General features: G+C 51.2%; 13 protein-coding genes. 9 read left to right on the plus strand and 4 right to left on the minus strand.

Annotation, left to right across the window (positions count from 1 at the left end):
* Window positions 1-6 precede the first annotated feature (6 nt).
* Together HZU72_RS15165 and HZU72_RS15170 are read right to left on the minus strand one after the other, a co-directional pair.
* On the minus strand, window positions 7-1170 hold the full coding sequence (locus tag HZU72_RS15165; protein WP_180093536.1) for a site-specific integrase: 1164 nt from the start codon (window positions 1168-1170) through the stop codon (window positions 7-9).
* Window positions 1163-1399 (minus strand): hypothetical protein, encoded by a 237-nt coding sequence (locus HZU72_RS15170; protein ID WP_071694560.1) that lies wholly within the window; start codon window positions 1397-1399, stop codon window positions 1163-1165. The genes HZU72_RS15165 and HZU72_RS15170 overlap by 8 nt, the downstream gene beginning before the upstream one ends.
* Before the next feature lie 148 nt (window positions 1400-1547).
* Between HZU72_RS15170 and HZU72_RS15175 the strand changes: the two genes are divergently transcribed.
* The 3 genes from HZU72_RS15175 to HZU72_RS15185 all read left to right on the plus strand — a co-directional run bounded on the left by HZU72_RS15175 (window position 1548) and on the right by HZU72_RS15185 (window position 6633).
* Complete coding sequence (locus tag HZU72_RS15175) at window positions 1548-1763, plus strand: helix-turn-helix domain-containing protein (protein WP_180093538.1); 216 nt, start codon at window positions 1548-1550, stop codon at window positions 1761-1763.
* A gap of 238 nt (window positions 1764-2001) precedes the next feature.
* Entirely contained in the window at window positions 2002-3438 is a 1437-nt protein-coding gene (locus tag HZU72_RS15180) for an IS1182 family transposase (RefSeq protein ID WP_180093540.1), read from the plus strand.
* A 378-nt stretch (window positions 3439-3816) separates the two neighbouring features.
* On the plus strand, window positions 3817-6633 hold the full coding sequence (locus HZU72_RS15185) for an AAA family ATPase (protein ID WP_180093542.1): 2817 nt from the start codon (window positions 3817-3819) through the stop codon (window positions 6631-6633).
* Between the two features lie 339 nt (window positions 6634-6972).
* Here the strand turns inward: HZU72_RS15185 and HZU72_RS15190 are convergent, their stop codons facing one another.
* On the minus strand, window positions 6973-7947 hold the full coding sequence (locus tag HZU72_RS15190; RefSeq protein ID WP_180093544.1) for a chromate resistance protein ChrB domain-containing protein: 975 nt from the start codon (window positions 7945-7947) through the stop codon (window positions 6973-6975).
* A gap of 80 nt (window positions 7948-8027) precedes the next feature.
* Here HZU72_RS15190 and chrA point away from each other — a divergent pair, with 80 nt between their 5' ends.
* Window positions 8028-9404 carry a chromate efflux transporter gene (gene chrA, locus HZU72_RS15195; protein ID WP_180093546.1) on the plus strand — a complete coding sequence of 459 codons (1377 nt, stop codon included), beginning with the start codon at window positions 8028-8030 and terminating at the stop codon, window positions 9402-9404.
* Between the two features lie 200 nt (window positions 9405-9604).
* Window positions 9605-10582, plus strand: coding sequence for a CDF family Co(II)/Ni(II) efflux transporter DmeF (gene dmeF, locus HZU72_RS15200; RefSeq protein WP_180093555.1), 978 nt, complete (start codon window positions 9605-9607; stop codon window positions 10580-10582).
* On the opposite strand, the gene HZU72_RS15205 is transcribed toward dmeF, so the two are convergent.
* Entirely contained in the window at window positions 10573-10848 is a 276-nt protein-coding gene (locus tag HZU72_RS15205; RefSeq protein ID WP_180093562.1) for a metal-sensing transcriptional repressor, read from the minus strand. The two genes, dmeF and HZU72_RS15205, sit on opposite strands and share 10 nt — an antisense overlap.
* A gap of 128 nt (window positions 10849-10976) precedes the next feature.
* On the opposite strand from HZU72_RS15205, the gene HZU72_RS15210 reads away from it, so the two are divergent.
* The 4 genes from HZU72_RS15210 to HZU72_RS15225 all read left to right on the plus strand — a co-directional run bounded on the left by HZU72_RS15210 (window position 10977) and on the right by HZU72_RS15225 (window position 14890).
* The gene (locus HZU72_RS15210) at window positions 10977-11342 is read left to right on the plus strand and encodes a hypothetical protein (protein ID WP_180093564.1); all 366 of its coding nucleotides are present in this window, start codon (window positions 10977-10979) and stop codon (window positions 11340-11342) included.
* A gap of 55 nt (window positions 11343-11397) precedes the next feature.
* Entirely contained in the window at window positions 11398-12132 is a 735-nt protein-coding gene (locus HZU72_RS15215) for a HupE/UreJ family protein (protein ID WP_180093566.1), read from the plus strand.
* Window positions 12133-12147: 15 nt separating this feature from the next.
* Window positions 12148-12918 (plus strand): hypothetical protein, encoded by a 771-nt coding sequence (locus HZU72_RS15220; RefSeq protein ID WP_180093568.1) that lies wholly within the window; start codon window positions 12148-12150, stop codon window positions 12916-12918.
* A gap of 262 nt (window positions 12919-13180) precedes the next feature.
* Window positions 13181-14890, plus strand: coding sequence for a class I SAM-dependent methyltransferase (locus HZU72_RS15225; RefSeq protein WP_180093570.1), 1710 nt, complete (start codon window positions 13181-13183; stop codon window positions 14888-14890).
* Window positions 14891-14939: the final 49 nt, after the last annotated feature.

Consider the following 14939-nt stretch of genomic DNA (forward strand, 5'->3'; position numbering starts at 1 on the left):
CATCTCCTAGGCGCGTTTCTGGTTAAGCATGCGCTCAAACGCAGAGCCGTCTTGGCGCGTTAGGTTGGGCACAAAGCGTGAGTAAACACGGAAAAGCATTTCCGTTGTGGTATGGCCCATCTGGCGTGCAATCCACTCGGGGCTCTCGCCTGCCGCCAACCATAATGTCGCCGCGGTATGGCGTGTCTGATAAGGCCGACGCTTATTCATCCCTAGTTCTTCTAGCAACGGATACCAGACGCGCTTAGTGACGTTATGATGCGATAGCGCGGTGCCTTTACGCGTGGTGAATACCAGACCTGTCTTCCCGGTGACTTCAAACTGAGCCTTCAAGGCATCGAAGACAGGCTGCGACATATCAATCGCACGAAAGGACCCATCGTTCTTAGTGGGCACAACCTTGCCGTTCACCACCGCTTGATGCACAAGAATCTGGCGTCGGGAGAAATCCACATGCTCCCAGGTTAAGCCGTCAATCTCACCGGTTCGCATGCCGGTGAAGAAGCGCACGGTGTAATACTGACGAAAATCGTCGCGGACGTTACTGATGATCCGCTGCACCTCATCTAGGGAAAACGGTTCCACATCGGTGCGTGGCACATTGAGCGATTTAATCCCGCGGTACGGTGAGCTAAACTCATAGCGGTCGGCGGCTTCATTCAACATCATGCGCAATGGCGTCATGATGTGGTTAATGCGACTGGCAGAGAGTTTCTTGCCGCTCCGGGTGTTTACTTTGGCGAGTGAGGCCCGGAACTCAAGAATTTCTGCACGGGTGATGCTGCCGACTTCTTTATGCCCTAACGCAGGCAAAATATGTCGATCCAGACATCCCTGCACGGTGACGATCTGTGACTCGCGCCATTCGATCTCTTTCTCCGCAAACCACGTCTCAGCAAAGCCGCGCAGTAATGGCGTCGCTTGATAACCTCCTAAGGTAGTCAGCGCACGTTTGCTTAACGTTTTTGCTCGCGGGCTATCCGGGAAGTAGCGTCCATAATCAAACGAGCCCAGCGTAATCTCCGCTTCAATTTTCTCCAGGATTCGCTCTAGCTTTTTCCGGTTAGCCGCCGTGTTATCTAGTGACGTTTGTTCGCGGCAGCGTTTACCTAGATACCGAAAATCAAAAAATAGCTTATTAGCATTCTCTCTAACTCGTATCTTACCCATAACAAAGACCTCCTCCTGCCATGGGTACGCCAACACTCTCCTCTTTAGAGTGCAGTTGCATATCCCGCTCGATCGGCTCCCACAAATAAAGGATCTTGCGCCCGCCAAACGGTCGGATGTAATGAATCCCCTCTAGCAACACGTTGTCCTTAAGGCGTTCACGAATAGTGCGCGCGTCGTACTTGATGCGGTCAGCAAGTTCAGATGTTGTTAGATAGCAATAAGACATTTTTCCTCTCCTCGTGATAAGGTCTCAGAAGCTCATTAAAACTTTCCAAGGCACTTAATGATCTTCTGAAGATCATATTAGACCAAAATAGGTCTTTTGCAAGCCTTTTAGATCTACAGAAGATCAAATAAACTTACAGAGAGACATTATGATCAAATGCCATCTATCTAAAATCATGGGGGAGAGAAAACTGAAAATCGTTGATGTGGCCCGTGATACCGGTATTAATCGGGGCACCATCACACGGCTCTATCACGAAACAGCAAGCCGGATAGAGCTCGAAGCTGTGGAAGCGTTATGTCGGTATTTTGACTGCCAGGTAGGAGACTTATTTGAACTTCAGGTGGATAACGATACAGATTAAAGTGAATGATAATTGGTTCAACCTAAGTAAAAACGAAATTTACCTCGGCCATGCAGAATGCAACAATTTTTAGGCTTACCAGGTCGGACCTTTTGCTAAGTCATGGTGATCCGAGCGCGCCGATTGAATAACCTTACCATAGCTTTTTCTGGTGGCATGGCTAAGGCAGATAACGACCGAGGCTGTGTGAAAACGTAGTGACCGCTATACTTTGCCCAGGCCCGTAGAGGAAATGGCGATGAAGCGATTCATGGTAGGCGAAGCCCGAGACCAAAGTACGTTATTCCCTGCGCTTTTGGACGACTTCATCGCCGAAGATAACCCAGTTCGTGCTATTGACGCATTTGTTGAGGGACTTGATCTTAAAGATATTGGCTTTAAAGGTGTCGATCCCCACGCCACCGGTAGACCTGCTTATCATCCTGCTGTTCTTCTGAAGCTCTACATCTATGGTTATCTCAATCGTATTCAATCAAGCCGCCGGTTAGAGCGCGAGCCCCAGCGTAATGTCGAGCTAATGTGGCTGACTGAGCGTTTAACGCCGGATTTCAAGACGATTGCCGATTTTCGAAAGAATAATGGCGAGGCCATTCGCCGTGTTTGTCGAGAGTTCATCGTGCTTTGTCGACGCTTAAACCTGTTCTCACAAGCTATTGTGGCGATCGATGGCAGCAAGTTTAAAGCCGTCAATAACCGTAATCGTAATTTCACGGCGACCAAGATGAAGCGTCGCCTTGAGCAAATTGAAGAAAGCTTTGAGCGGTACCTGGGCCAACTTGACGCGGCTGATCGCGAAGAGCCTGCATTGGCAGAGGCAAAGACCAGCCACCTAAAGGATAAAATCAGGAAGCTGAGAGAAGAGACGTCAAGATTACAAGCGGTTGAAGAGAAGCGCTTACAGTCACCCGACCAACAGGTCTCCTTAACGGATCCAGACGCCAGAGCTATGGCCACGAGTGGCAGAGGTACCGGAACGGTGGGATACAACGTGCAAACGGCGGTCGATAGTCAGCACCATCTGATTGTCGCTCATGAAGTTACCAACGTCGGCCATGACCGAGGCCAGCTGTTCAAAATGGCTAAGCACGCTCGGAAAGCCACCGGTAATAAAGAGCTTAAGGTTGTGGCTGATAGAGGCTACTTCAAAGGCGAAGAGATCCTGGCCTGTCATGAGGAAGGTATTACGACTTATCTCCCTAAGCCACTGACATCGCCAAGTCAGGCAAAGGGGCTTTTTCCCAGGTCGGCATTTCGTTATCTACCCGAGCGCAATGAATATTCTTGCCCAGCAGGACAACGGCTTACTTGGCGGTTTGAAACTGAAGAGAAAGGACAAAAGCTGCATGCTTATTGGAGTTCGTCATGTGCAAGTTGCTCCATAAGAGAGAAATGCACGACGGGAAAGCAGCGGCGGATAAAGCGTTGGGAACACGAAGATGTACTTGAAGCCGCGCAATCCCGACTGGATTGGAACCCTGCAATGATGCGGTTAAGGCGCCAAACGGTGGAGCATCCCTTTGGCACGCTGAAAGCTTGGATGGGGGCGACACATTTCATGACCAAACGACTTGAAAATGTGAGTACGGAAATGAGTCTTCATGTGTTGGCCTACAACTTGAAGCGTGTAATAACGATCTTGGGTGTGAATGGTTTAATAAGGGCTGCAAGGGCGTAATGGGCCCTTTTACCTGCGTTTTAAGAAGCCTTAAAAGCCAAGTAGGCACATTATACTGGCTTCATAACGCAAAGAGGCTGCTCCAGAATCAATTATTGAAACAGCGGATCAGTAGGCCCCACTGCGAAAAAGGAGGGGAATGTCGTGGGTCAGGGCATATTTCCTGTTTTCACACGGCCAGGACCCTGAGCGGACATTCCGGGAAATGCAGCAGGCGCGCGAGTTTTGGATATAGGCTTGAGAGAATATGGCAGGCTGCGTTTGCCGGAACAAAATGCCGGCACGTTCATTCAATTATAAAACGCGCAGTTTAATACGCTGTTAGGCATATGAATGGGATAGTTGTTGCTCTATGCCCATCATCAGGGAGAGAAAGGGATGAGCCAATACCTTTTGAGCTTTGCTAAAAGTCATCTTAATGGTAAATCGGACGCCTACCTAGCGCTCTTTTGGTGCCTTTACAAGGCCAACCAAAGTAAAGGTCGTTATTCTGAGCATATAAAAACCTACTTGACCACAGCAGCTGATGAACTTCTTCAGAAGGACTACCAGCGTATCGCATTACGCTTCAAGAGGGTCCTCGATGCTAAGCCTGAGCTTGATTGGGTGGCCCCCTCTGGCTTGAGCCCCTTGGCACATCTGCAGGTAAAAAACTTCAGGGGATTTGGTGAACTTGCTTCTGAGGACAAAGGAAGCCATCTCAGGTTTAGTAAGACCAAAAATATCTTTTATGCCCCTAACGGAGGCGGAAAGTCTTCGCTGTGTGAAGCCTTGGAGTATGGCGCCACGGGACACATAAAAGAGTCGGATCGACGTAAGACCAAGGTTAGGCAATACATCTCAAGAGGGGCGGGTAAGATGTCCCTGTCCCTAGTGGGGGCAGATGGTGCGCCCGTCACTCGCAGCATCGCCTGGGCAAGCTGCTTTATTGATCGAAATCGCTTACAAGAGTTTTCATTGCTTGGCTCCAAGGATACTGGCAGTCACGAGAGTGACGTCATTGCCACGTTGTTTGGTCTCGAAGAGTTCCAAGACGTCGTTGCACGGTTTGTGAAACCAGAAAGTTTCAACCTGAATATGTATCTTCGCCCAGATCAAACCGAGGCCCTGGCTAACGTTGCCAGCGAGAGAGCGACCTTAATTAAGGAGCGGGATTGCCTTGCCGAGAATATAATTGAGCTGAACAATCAAGTATGCACTCATCTTGATTTGACGACGGATCAGCAAGGCGCTGTGCGTGTCAGATTCTTGCGTCTAACGAAGCTGGCGGAGCTAAAAATCCGGAAAGCCGAAAGGCTAAAACTTTCAGAGGCTCCCACCATCATTTTGATGGAGCGAATTCGCCGTGCTGGCTGGATCGCAACTCGCTTACTCTCCAGGAAATCGAAGATTGAGGCTGCGTTTCTCCATAACGTGGCAGCAGTCAATTATCGCGCTATTTATGAAGCCCTCGAAGCTATTGAGAACACGGGAACAGGTGATGTCTGTCCTGCTTGCTCCACACCGTTACATAGTGTGACCGAAAACCCGTTCGAGAGAGCTCGGTGTGAGCTTCAGTCACTGGGTATGTTGGAACAACTCAAAATTTCTAAGCATCGCAACGATCATCGTATAGCTCAACTTGCCGCAATAATCTCCACTGGACTTGCTGAGATTGATAAAAATACGCGTTTAGGTGTTTCGTGTTCATTAAACTTGGGCGACCTACAATCAGCCATTTCTAATTTTCAAGCAGCGACAGATAGAGTAACGGCTGCGTCGCAGGTGCTTGATCATTTTACCCAGCTGCTAGCCGTCGACACCGCAGGCATTGAAGCCTATTTTAGCGCTTGTCAGCAGAAGTATGTGGAGGTTAAGCAGGCTGATGTGCGAATCGAGCACCTTGAAGAGCAGGCTTCAACTCTCAAGAAAAGAGAAGAGATCGTTAGAGGACTGTTCACTGAAAAGATTGCTTCGCAACGAGCGTACACCCGCGCGGGTGAGAGAATATTGAGTCTGTGTCTCCAAAGAAACGCCCTTCAGAATGAGGATACTGACAATGTGAAGTTTAATTCATTCATCCAACGACTACAGCTGGAATACAGCAATCTTTACAGCGATTTATTAGGCTATAAGCTTGCCTTAGAAACGTCGAGGATCGCTGGGATTGAGAAAAAGGCTGCCGATTATTACAAAGCGATCAATGACCACGATGATGAGCACGAGCGCATCGAGTCTATCCGTTTTGATAAAACCAGTGATGGCTACCGGATAAAGATTTCGAACGCTGATGGCACGTCCCTAGATGCTTTCTCTATTCTGAGTGAAGGTCATTTGCGGGCACTGGGTCTTTCGCTACTCTTGGCGATGGCCGAGAAGAATAAATTTCCGTTAATCGTTTTCGATGATGTGGTAAACGCTATCGACAGCGATCACCGTTCCAACATTATCGACTTGTTCTTTTCGGATCCGTACCTAAAGCGTACCCAAATGGTGGTCACGACACATGATCGTCTCTTCTGGGAGCGTTTCTGCATCATTGCAGAAAGGCATCCACAAGCTGACCAGCACTCCAGCTGCGTGCTTAGTTATACAAACAAGGGTATCGTGATTGTTGACTACGCAGGTGGGTTCCAGGCGAAGGTTCACGAGGCCCTGGCGGTGTATGACGTGAGGCAGGCGTTAATCTACTGCCGAATCTGGTTTGAGTCCATGGTGGTTGAATATTGCTTAGAGCATTCGGTCTCAATCACTGCCAAGTTTGGAAAATCCAATCTTAAGAAAAATATATATCTACAGATCAGTCTGGAAAAAACTTTTGCGCTAGTTGAGCCTCATATCTCCTACGATCTCAAACACTTCAATTTGATCAAAAATGATCTTGTTAACTGGAGCGGACAAAACCAGGAACATCATGCGTTTGATGAGGACAGTTTGAATTTCGTTCACTCTAAAACCAGTCAAGAGGTCATTAAAATATATGATGCAATCCGCTTACTGGAGTGCCAGCTTTTTCCAGACAAAAAGCAAGCCTCATGCCAAGCCCTTCTTCATGAAGTGAATGAAAAAATCGACGTGGTAACTGGAAAAATTGAAAGACTTGGAAGAGCCCCAATTGAGGTTCAACTGGCTGCTCAACAGAGATTAGACCTTTTGCGTAAACGTGCAACTGAACTTACACAGGAGCTCGCTTACGTTGAGACTTGTCTGGCTTAAATCTCAGCTTGATTTAAGTGTACGATTTGAGGTTAAGCCACCTTGGGAGTCTCTACACGCGTATTGAAGAAAAGAAAACGGTAAATTTATTTATATCGCTCGGACATCCGCTTTTGGCTGAATGTCGCGGCTAGCGACCCAAAGCAGTCATTCCGACACAGGCGACAATACATATGTATACATTTCTCAGCTTTACGAAATCCTGTTATCAACCGTTGGGTTAAAGTCTCTGGTGTCGAGCTTGTCAAAAGCGCCGCCATGGATAGGTCAGATATTGAAATGATTTGGTCACATCAGCCCACTGCTTTAGCTGTCAAAGCATATTCTTGAAGAGCACAGCTAACATGTGTTCCGGTCTGGGTCCCCCGCCAAATACGCCTGGTAAAGGTCATCAAACAACATGTCAGTATGTTGCAGCAGGGCATCATCGTCGTCACAGCGCTCTTTAGCCCCGGCCAGCATAAGTTTTAACCCCACGGCCTCCGGCAAGGGGGTGCCCCCCACATCCAAGTAGTGAACTAGCTCCGCAATCCTGCTCAAACCTGCCAGCGCCTCAAGGCTAAAACTCGCGAGCAGCACTTCAAACGTCACCTTGTCATCAACATGGGTAAAATGGGCTCCATCAAAATCAAACCCCAGCGCGTCTGGCGGACACTGGTTTGGATGCTCAAGCCACACGAAGCGAGCCTCGGGATCAATAAAGCGCTTGATCAACCAAGCCGATGCCAGCCGATCCACCCAAGGGCGTCGGCGCGTAGCCCACCGTTTTCCACGAAATGCAGCGTGATCAAGCCGTGGGATCTCGGCTTGGATCGGCTGGGGTTCGTCTGGCACAAAGCAACGATTAAAGACGGCCTCCGCCTCTGCCAAGGCCATAATGGCGCGCTCGCTTTCTGATCCTGGAAAAAAATCAATCTCCCCAATGCCTTGTAAACGTCGCTGCAGCTGGGTTAATTGACGCTGCGCGTCTCGCTCCTCCAACTGAGGGCATACCTGCTGCCAGTCAGCCACTGCCGCCCGTAAGGCCTGAAAATCTGGCGTTCGATCAAAGAGCGAAGGCAACACATCGATGCTATCTATGGCTGATTCTTCTACCTCAAGCAGCAGCGCGTTACCTCCCAGCTCTCGAATAGCGCTGACTTGCTGCTCTAGCGCTTCTCTTCGCCAGGGGCTAGCAGGCAGTAGGTAGACGCCATCTCTGAGTACCGCAGCACCTAAACCACGAAGTGCCCGCCAGATCCTCATACGGGGTGTGCCTGACCGCCCACTGAGGCGCATGATCAGGATTAACCAGTGTTGTTTGTTATCTGCCATACCGCCTCTTACGTTGTATGTATAACTTTACTGTTATAAATTCTACAAAATAATACCCTAACCTCGTTAGAGAGTGTGCCATGCCTCCCGTTATTGAGTCGCCCCATCAAGTACCGTTCCGTGAAGCCGTTAGGGTCTGGTTACGAATCGCACTATTGAGCTTCGGCGGCCCAGCGGGTCAGATAGCGGTGATGCATCGCATCCTTGTCGAAGAAAAAAAATGGATTGGCGAGCGCCGTTTTCTGCACGCGCTTAACTATTGCATGATGCTGCCGGGGCCAGAAGCGCAGCAGTTGGCTATCTATATCGGTTGGCTGATGCATCGTACCAAAGGTGGTTTAGTCGCGGGCAGCCTCTTTGTGCTGCCTGGCTTCATCGCCATTCTGGCCCTGAGCTACCTGTATGCCGCCTTAGGCAATGTGGGAGCCGTTGAGGGACTCTTCTTTGGCCTAAAAGCGGCGGTTCTGGCCGTGGTACTTAACGCTGTCGTACGTATCGGCAAGCGGGCACTGAAAAATCAGATAATGCTTGGCATCGCCGCTGCCGCGTTTGTCGCCATCTTCTTTTTTGAGGTGGCGTTTCCGCTGATTATTCTAGGCGCGGCTCTTCTCGGATATTGGGGAGGAAAGCGCGGCATGACGGCCTTTCAGGTAGGAGGTGGCCACGGTGATGCCGACGAGTCAGTGCTTAGCGACCGAGACTCCCTACTGGGAGAAGGGCTGCCTGCCCATGCACGCCCCAATCGCCAGTGGTCGCTTCGCATGTCAGGCACGTTACTCCTATTGTGGCTAACACCAGTGATGCTGTTATTGGTTCTATTTGGCAGCGAGAATGTGTTCAGTCAGATCGCATTCTTCTTTAGCAAGATGGCGGTGGTGACCTTTGGCGGTGCCTACGCGGTATTGGGCTACGTCACTCAAGAGGCGGTGCAAAACTATGGGTGGCTGGCACCGGGCGAGATGCTGGATGGCCTGGGCATGGCGGAGACGACACCGGGCCCGTTAATTCAAGTCGTGCAGTTTGTTGGGTTTATGGGCGCTTATCGTGAGGCCACAGGCCTTGATCCCATGTTGGCGGCAACGCTCGCCGCGCTGCTGACCACGTGGGTAACGTTCGTTCCTTGTTTTCTTTGGATATTTTTAGGGGCCCCCTATGTAGAGGGTCTACGTGACAACCGCGCCCTAAGCGCTGCTCTGTCCGCCATTACCGCTGCGGTCGTCGGGGTTATCCTCAACCTAGCCATTTGGTTTGGCGTTCACGTTATCTTCGCTGACGTAGGCGAATGGCACGTGATGGGGGCGCGTCTTTTAGCGCCGAACTTAGCGTCCCTCGATTTACTGGCGCTGTTACTGGCGGCAGGCGCCATGATCGCGATTTTTCATTTCAAGGTGGGCATGCTCAAAGTGCTGGCAGGGTGCGCGCTTCTTGGTGTCTTGGCGTCTCTTGTGGTTTTTTAGCCAGCAGTCCCCGCCGATGACGTTTCCGTCTCGATAGCGTCTTCTTTTATGGTTCTCTGCGCTTACTCTCACACGCTTGGTTGTGAACCCACCTGATCTCCACTAGTATCCCACCTATCCCCCCAGGGGGGATAGGTGGCGTCGCAATGCTCGATAGTGCATACGCTGAATATGATCTTCTTTCCTTAGGTACGCCCGTCATGCATCACCATCGCCTTGACCAATGGCAACACGATCATACGTTTGGCCAGAACCATAAACGCTCCGGTGAGTCCCGAACGCTCATTGTGGTTGGGCTGACCTTGGCCATGATGATTTGGGAAATCTCGGCTGGGGTGATCTACGGGTCAATGGCGCTGCTGGCCGACGGGTTGCACATGGGCTCTCACGCGGTGGCACTGGGCATTGCCGCCTTCGCGTATGCCTATGCCCGTAAGCATGCCATGAGTGACCGGTTCTCATTTGGCACCGGGAAGGTCAACGCGCTGGGCGGGTTTACTGGCGCGATACTGCTGGCCGTGTTCGCCCTGTACATGGTGATAGAAAGCGTGGGCCGCTTTATTGAACCTGTTGAGATCTCGTTCAATGGCGCTATTTTTGTCGCGTTTATCGGTTTGGTGGTCAACGGTATTTCTGCCTGGATATTAGGCGAGGCAGGCCATGACCACCATCATGGACACGGTCATGACCATGACCATGACCATGACCACAGCCATCATCATGATCATAATCGTCGTGCTGCTTATCTACATGTACTGGCAGATGCATTGACGTCAGTGCTCGCGATTGTGGCGCTGCTGGCGGGTAAATATGCAGGTTGGGGTTGGATGGATCCTGCCATGGGAATCGTGGGCGCTATCTTGGTCACCCGCTGGTCATGGCAATTGCTTAAAGAGACATCGACAGTACTGCTGGATCATCAGCATCAATCAATGGAAAACGCCATCAAGCAGGCTGTTGAGAACGATGATGCCCGTGTGAGTGATCTCCATGTGTGGTCGATTGGCCCCAATATTTATGCTGCTATCGTCTCCATCGTGGCCCATGAACCCGAGTCGCCCACGGCTTATAAACGCCACATCCAGGCCCATTGTTCTTCTCTCGTTCACATCACCGTTGAGATATTGCCCTGTCAGGAAGACCAAAGTACTGGCCTGGCGGTAGCTCCTCACAGATAACGCGCAATCGCTTTGAAATCGTCGACATGGTGTTGCTGTTCCGGTGAGAGCGGGCTAAGAGTGTCATCCAGACAGTGCTCAATATGGTCATGGATCAATACGCGCTTAGCCTGCTGGACAGCTTTCTCGACCGCGTGGAGCTGCTGCGCGATGTCGAGGCAGTGACGACCCTCTTCCATCATGTGCGTCACGCTCTGCAAATGGCCGCGAGCGCGATTGAGTCGCTTGATGATATCCGGATGCGACTGGTGGGTATGCGGTGTCATGTTCTTTTCCTTTTCATTGTTTCTATCCCCCTAGGGGGGATGTTAATCTATTGGTATCATGCTGCCAACGCTCGCGTTAAAGCAGCATGTATTGTTCGAATGTCACTTTCACTCTGGTTGTTTTTTCCATGCTCCATCGGCTTCGCCACCGTCTTGGCTATCTGATGTTTTTACTAGTTTTCTTGCCTAGCCTGGTCATTTCCAGCCTCGGCGAGGCACAAGCCCATGGGGCGGCGAGCATGGCGAGCGTTGCATCGCTTGACCACAAGAGTGATCTAAGCGGCCATGGGCATACCCATGGCCACATGCATGAAGACGGTCGCCAGCTCCCTCATGAGAGCGGCAGTCACTTCCACGAACAAGCGGATCGGTTGGGGGCGAGCATTGCCCTGGCACCCAGCGTCCGTCATGCCCTGCGGCTAGGCGAACGACGCGCTTTTCCCCTGCGTCGTGTCTACCGCTTGGAGCGGCCTCCACGGCCAGTCGTCGCTTGATGACTGGGGCCATCCATCCGATGGCCAAGACTAATGACAGACCCGTGGAGGTTGCATGTTTCCATCCCAAGTAAGGGGTGCGCTCGGCTTGCCTATGATGGCCCGACGCCACGCCTTAGCCTTTCTAACCCTGCTGTTAATGCTACTGGGCGCCAGTGGTGAGGTACTTGCTCACGCAGTTGCTGAAGGTGACAAGGGCTATATCCAAGAGATCTATGGCGTTCATCTGATCTCGTTTATGTATCTCGGTGCCAAGCACATGGTAACGGGGTATGACCACATTCTGTTTTTGCTAGGGGTTATCTTTTTCCTCTACCGAATGCAGCATATCGCTATTTACGTCAGCCTCTTTGCCATCGGTCACTCGACGACCATGCTGTTAGGGGTGTACTTCAATATCGGCATCAATAGCTATCTGATCGACGCCATCATCGGACTCTCCGTTGTCTACAAGGCGCTCGATAACATCGGTGCGTATCAGCGCTGGTTCGGCTTTCAGCCCAACACCAAGGTCGCCACGTTGGTGTTCGGTCTGTTTCATGGCTTTGGCCTGTCGAGCAAGATCATTGAGTACGATATCTCGTCCGATGGTCTCGTCCCTAACCTCCTGGCATTCAACGTAGGCGTAGAGATCGGCCAGTTACTGGCATTGAGCGCCATTCTCATTGTGATGGGCTTCTGGCGACGCACGACGGGCTTCTTACGCCACGCGTATACCGCCAACGTCGCCATGATGTGTGCTGGTTTTATGCTGGTGGGTTATCAACTGACCGGCTATTTCATTGCCTAATTGAGGGAGTCCCTAATGTATAACACTGATCTTCCAACCCGTGCCGAACTGCCGTCAACGGGTAAGTTACTTCGCTCTACGTTGATGGCAGTCGTCATTGCCGTCGCTTTGCTGATCACCGTAGTGCTGCCTGCTGAGTATGCCATTGACCCTACCGGCGCTGGACGCTTGTTGGGGCTGACTGAGATGGGAGAAATCAAAACCCAGCTGGCTGAGGAAGCCGAGCTTGACCAGGCTAATGACGAGGCCGCTGCCATGCAGGCATCACAAAGCAGCACACCCCAAGAATCAGCAAGTGATAACCAGCCCACGGCTGCAAATACTGCTGCTCAACAGGCTTCTGACGTAGAGCCGGAGCAAGTAGCCTCCTCGGTACCTGACCAAGAGATGGTGCAGCCCGAGGCTAGCGTAGCGCTTGCTGACGCTTTGGCCGCTGGGGAGGTAGCCTCCCAGGCAACTGAAGAAGCTGCCACATGGGGCGATGAAGTGAGCTTCACCCTCACACCGGGCGAGGGTACCGAGTATAAGCTAACCATGGAAGAAGGCGCTGTTGCGACATTCGCTTGGGCGTCCGACGGCGGGCCACTTAATTTTGACACGCACGGCGATGGCAATGGGAACTCCATCAGCTACGAGAAGGGGCGTGGAGTTCCCGAAGATGAGGGAGAGCTGGAAGCTGCTTTCACCGGCAATCACGGCTGGTTCTTCCGTAACCGCAATGACAACGACGTGACCGTGGTCTTGCGTGTTGGAGGGGACTATGGGGAGCTGAATAAGGTTCTCTAAGGTAGTGGCCCCTAGCGCTCTCCTGAGCGTTAGGGGCTTTTGCCATCAGCGTCGCTACATTGATGGGAAACCGTTTACAGAATTAGATGAGATAGTGATCGGTGGGTTATCTGATTTAATATAATATTTCGGCATATATGCGAAATATCTGAAAGTCTTCTATTGGCCGATAGCTGAAGTGCCCAGCATCTCACTCACCCCTGAGGTGCACAAAACTGGTAAGGTTAAGTGCTATCCCGTGGCTGCTTCCTAAGGATTTGGCATGGCGAATAACCATCCATTCATAGCGTCAATGCGTTTCTACGACGACCACGCTCATCGATTGTTTGACCAGTACCAGTCGCTGGGCTTTGAACATGCCCATGGTGAATGGCTGCATCAACTTCCTGAGCAGGCAGGTTTAGCACTAGATATTGGCGCTGGAAGCGGGCGCGATGCTAAGGCACTTGCGGAGCGGGGTTGGCAGGTGATGGCGGTAGAGCCAGCGGTAAAGCTGAGAACGCTAGGGCAAAGGCATACGCACGAACGGGATGTCAGTTGGATTGACGATACTTTGCCTGCCTTAAATTGCGTCCGCCAGCTTTCACAGCGCTTTCAACTAATTCTGGTATCAGCGGTATGGATGCATTTATCCCCTATTGAACAGCAACGTGCTTTGCGTGTGATTTGTTCACTATTGGCGCCCGGTGGACTTCTGGTGATTACCTGCCGCGAAGGCCCGAATAGCGATGAACGTCAGTTTCAACCGGTTAACGTGGCTGAATTAGATAGCTGGGCACAAGACTTGGCATTGCTGCCAATGCAGGCAAGCTTGAATAGCGATCAACTTGGCCGCAAAGCTGTTGCCTGGCATTTGCGAGTTTTTAAATTGCCTGATGATGGCACCGGTGCCCTGCCCTCTCTTCGCCATATTATCGTCAACGACGACAAGGCATCTTCTTATAAACTTGGATTACTTCGCACGTTGACGCGCTTAGCTGACAGTGCACCAGGAATTGTGATCTCACGCACAGAAGAGTGGGTTACGGTACCACTAGGTGCGGTAGGCCTTTTTTGGCTTAAGCTTTACCGTCCTTTGTTAATAGAACATCAATTACGTCAAGCACCCGGCATTAAAGGCTACGGGTTTGCTAAAGACGACTTTTATCGTCTTAAGCAGGTCTCCCCCCACGATTTGCGTATTGGGTCACCTTTTTACGATCCTAACGCCGCTGCCACGGTTATGCGCGCCATTCGTGATGCTTGTCAGACGATTCTCAAGATGCCTGCCCACTTTACTACCTGGCCCGGCAGCCTTCGCCCCATGTTTGACGGTAGTTATCAAGGGATACGTATTCGCGAGCAGGCCGTTCGACTCGATAGCGCTACGCTGGCTTCTTTTGGAAAATTTCGTATTCCTACCTCGCTGTGGGACTCGATGAGCCGCTATGCCTGCTGGCTGGAGCCAGCGATAGTGCATGAGTGGGTGCAACTTATGCAGCGCTACGACGCGTCTTACGATATCGGCAAACTACATCAAGCCTTACAGTGGCAGGAAAGTCGCCGGAATACACAGCAGGTTCGCCAACTGGTGAGTCAGCGCCTGAAAGACCCCTCGCCGCTTCCCTGTGTTTGGTCCCAGAAAGATTTACACCGTTGGACTTATGCAGTAGATCATTGCTTTCCTTGGTCGCGTTGGAACAATAACGATCTGTGGAATTTGTTACCTGCCACTGAAAAAGCCAATCATGCAAAGTCCGATCTCTTGCCTTCCGCGGGAGTTATGCAGAAAGCCAAGCAAGATATTTTGCACTGGTGGCACTACCTAGACGATGACAAGATAGTTCGTCAGCAGTTTCGTGACGAAGCTGCCGTTGCGCTTCCTCTTGCCACCTCATCTGCCACTCTGGATATGCTGTTTGATAGCGCTCTACTGCAACGCCAACGATTAAAGGCCAATCAGCAGCTAGCTGAGTGGATGGGCATTGCCTAATAATTATGGAGTGCCCATCATTGTGCCCTTGAAAGGCCGAAAGTCATTC

The organism is Vreelandella sedimenti (assembly GCF_013416325.1).
Taxonomy (GTDB): domain Bacteria; phylum Pseudomonadota; class Gammaproteobacteria; order Pseudomonadales; family Halomonadaceae; genus Vreelandella; species Vreelandella sedimenti.

Coding starts and splice junctions, on each gene's coding strand:
- HZU72_RS15180 (WP_180093540.1), top strand. CDS start 2,002: ATGAAGCGATTCATGGTAGGCGAAGCCCGAGACCAAAGTACGTTATTC.
- HZU72_RS15170 (WP_071694560.1), bottom strand. CDS start 1,399: ATGTCTTATTGCTATCTAACAACATCTGAACTTGCTGACCGCATCAAG.
- HZU72_RS15210 (WP_180093564.1), top strand. CDS start 10,977: ATGCTCCATCGGCTTCGCCACCGTCTTGGCTATCTGATGTTTTTACTA.
- dmeF (WP_180093555.1), top strand. CDS start 9,605: ATGCATCACCATCGCCTTGACCAATGGCAACACGATCATACGTTTGGC.
- HZU72_RS15225 (WP_180093570.1), top strand. CDS start 13,181: ATGGCGAATAACCATCCATTCATAGCGTCAATGCGTTTCTACGACGAC.
- HZU72_RS15165 (WP_180093536.1), bottom strand. CDS start 1,170: ATGGGTAAGATACGAGTTAGAGAGAATGCTAATAAGCTATTTTTTGAT.
- HZU72_RS15205 (WP_180093562.1), bottom strand. CDS start 10,848: ATGACACCGCATACCCACCAGTCGCATCCGGATATCATCAAGCGACTC.
- HZU72_RS15185 (WP_180093542.1), top strand. CDS start 3,817: ATGAGCCAATACCTTTTGAGCTTTGCTAAAAGTCATCTTAATGGTAAA.
- HZU72_RS15215 (WP_180093566.1), top strand. CDS start 11,398: ATGTTTCCATCCCAAGTAAGGGGTGCGCTCGGCTTGCCTATGATGGCC.
- chrA (WP_180093546.1), top strand. CDS start 8,028: ATGCCTCCCGTTATTGAGTCGCCCCATCAAGTACCGTTCCGTGAAGCC.
- HZU72_RS15220 (WP_180093568.1), top strand. CDS start 12,148: ATGTATAACACTGATCTTCCAACCCGTGCCGAACTGCCGTCAACGGGT.
- HZU72_RS15175 (WP_180093538.1), top strand. CDS start 1,548: ATGATCAAATGCCATCTATCTAAAATCATGGGGGAGAGAAAACTGAAA.
- HZU72_RS15190 (WP_180093544.1), bottom strand. CDS start 7,947: ATGGCAGATAACAAACAACACTGGTTAATCCTGATCATGCGCCTCAGT.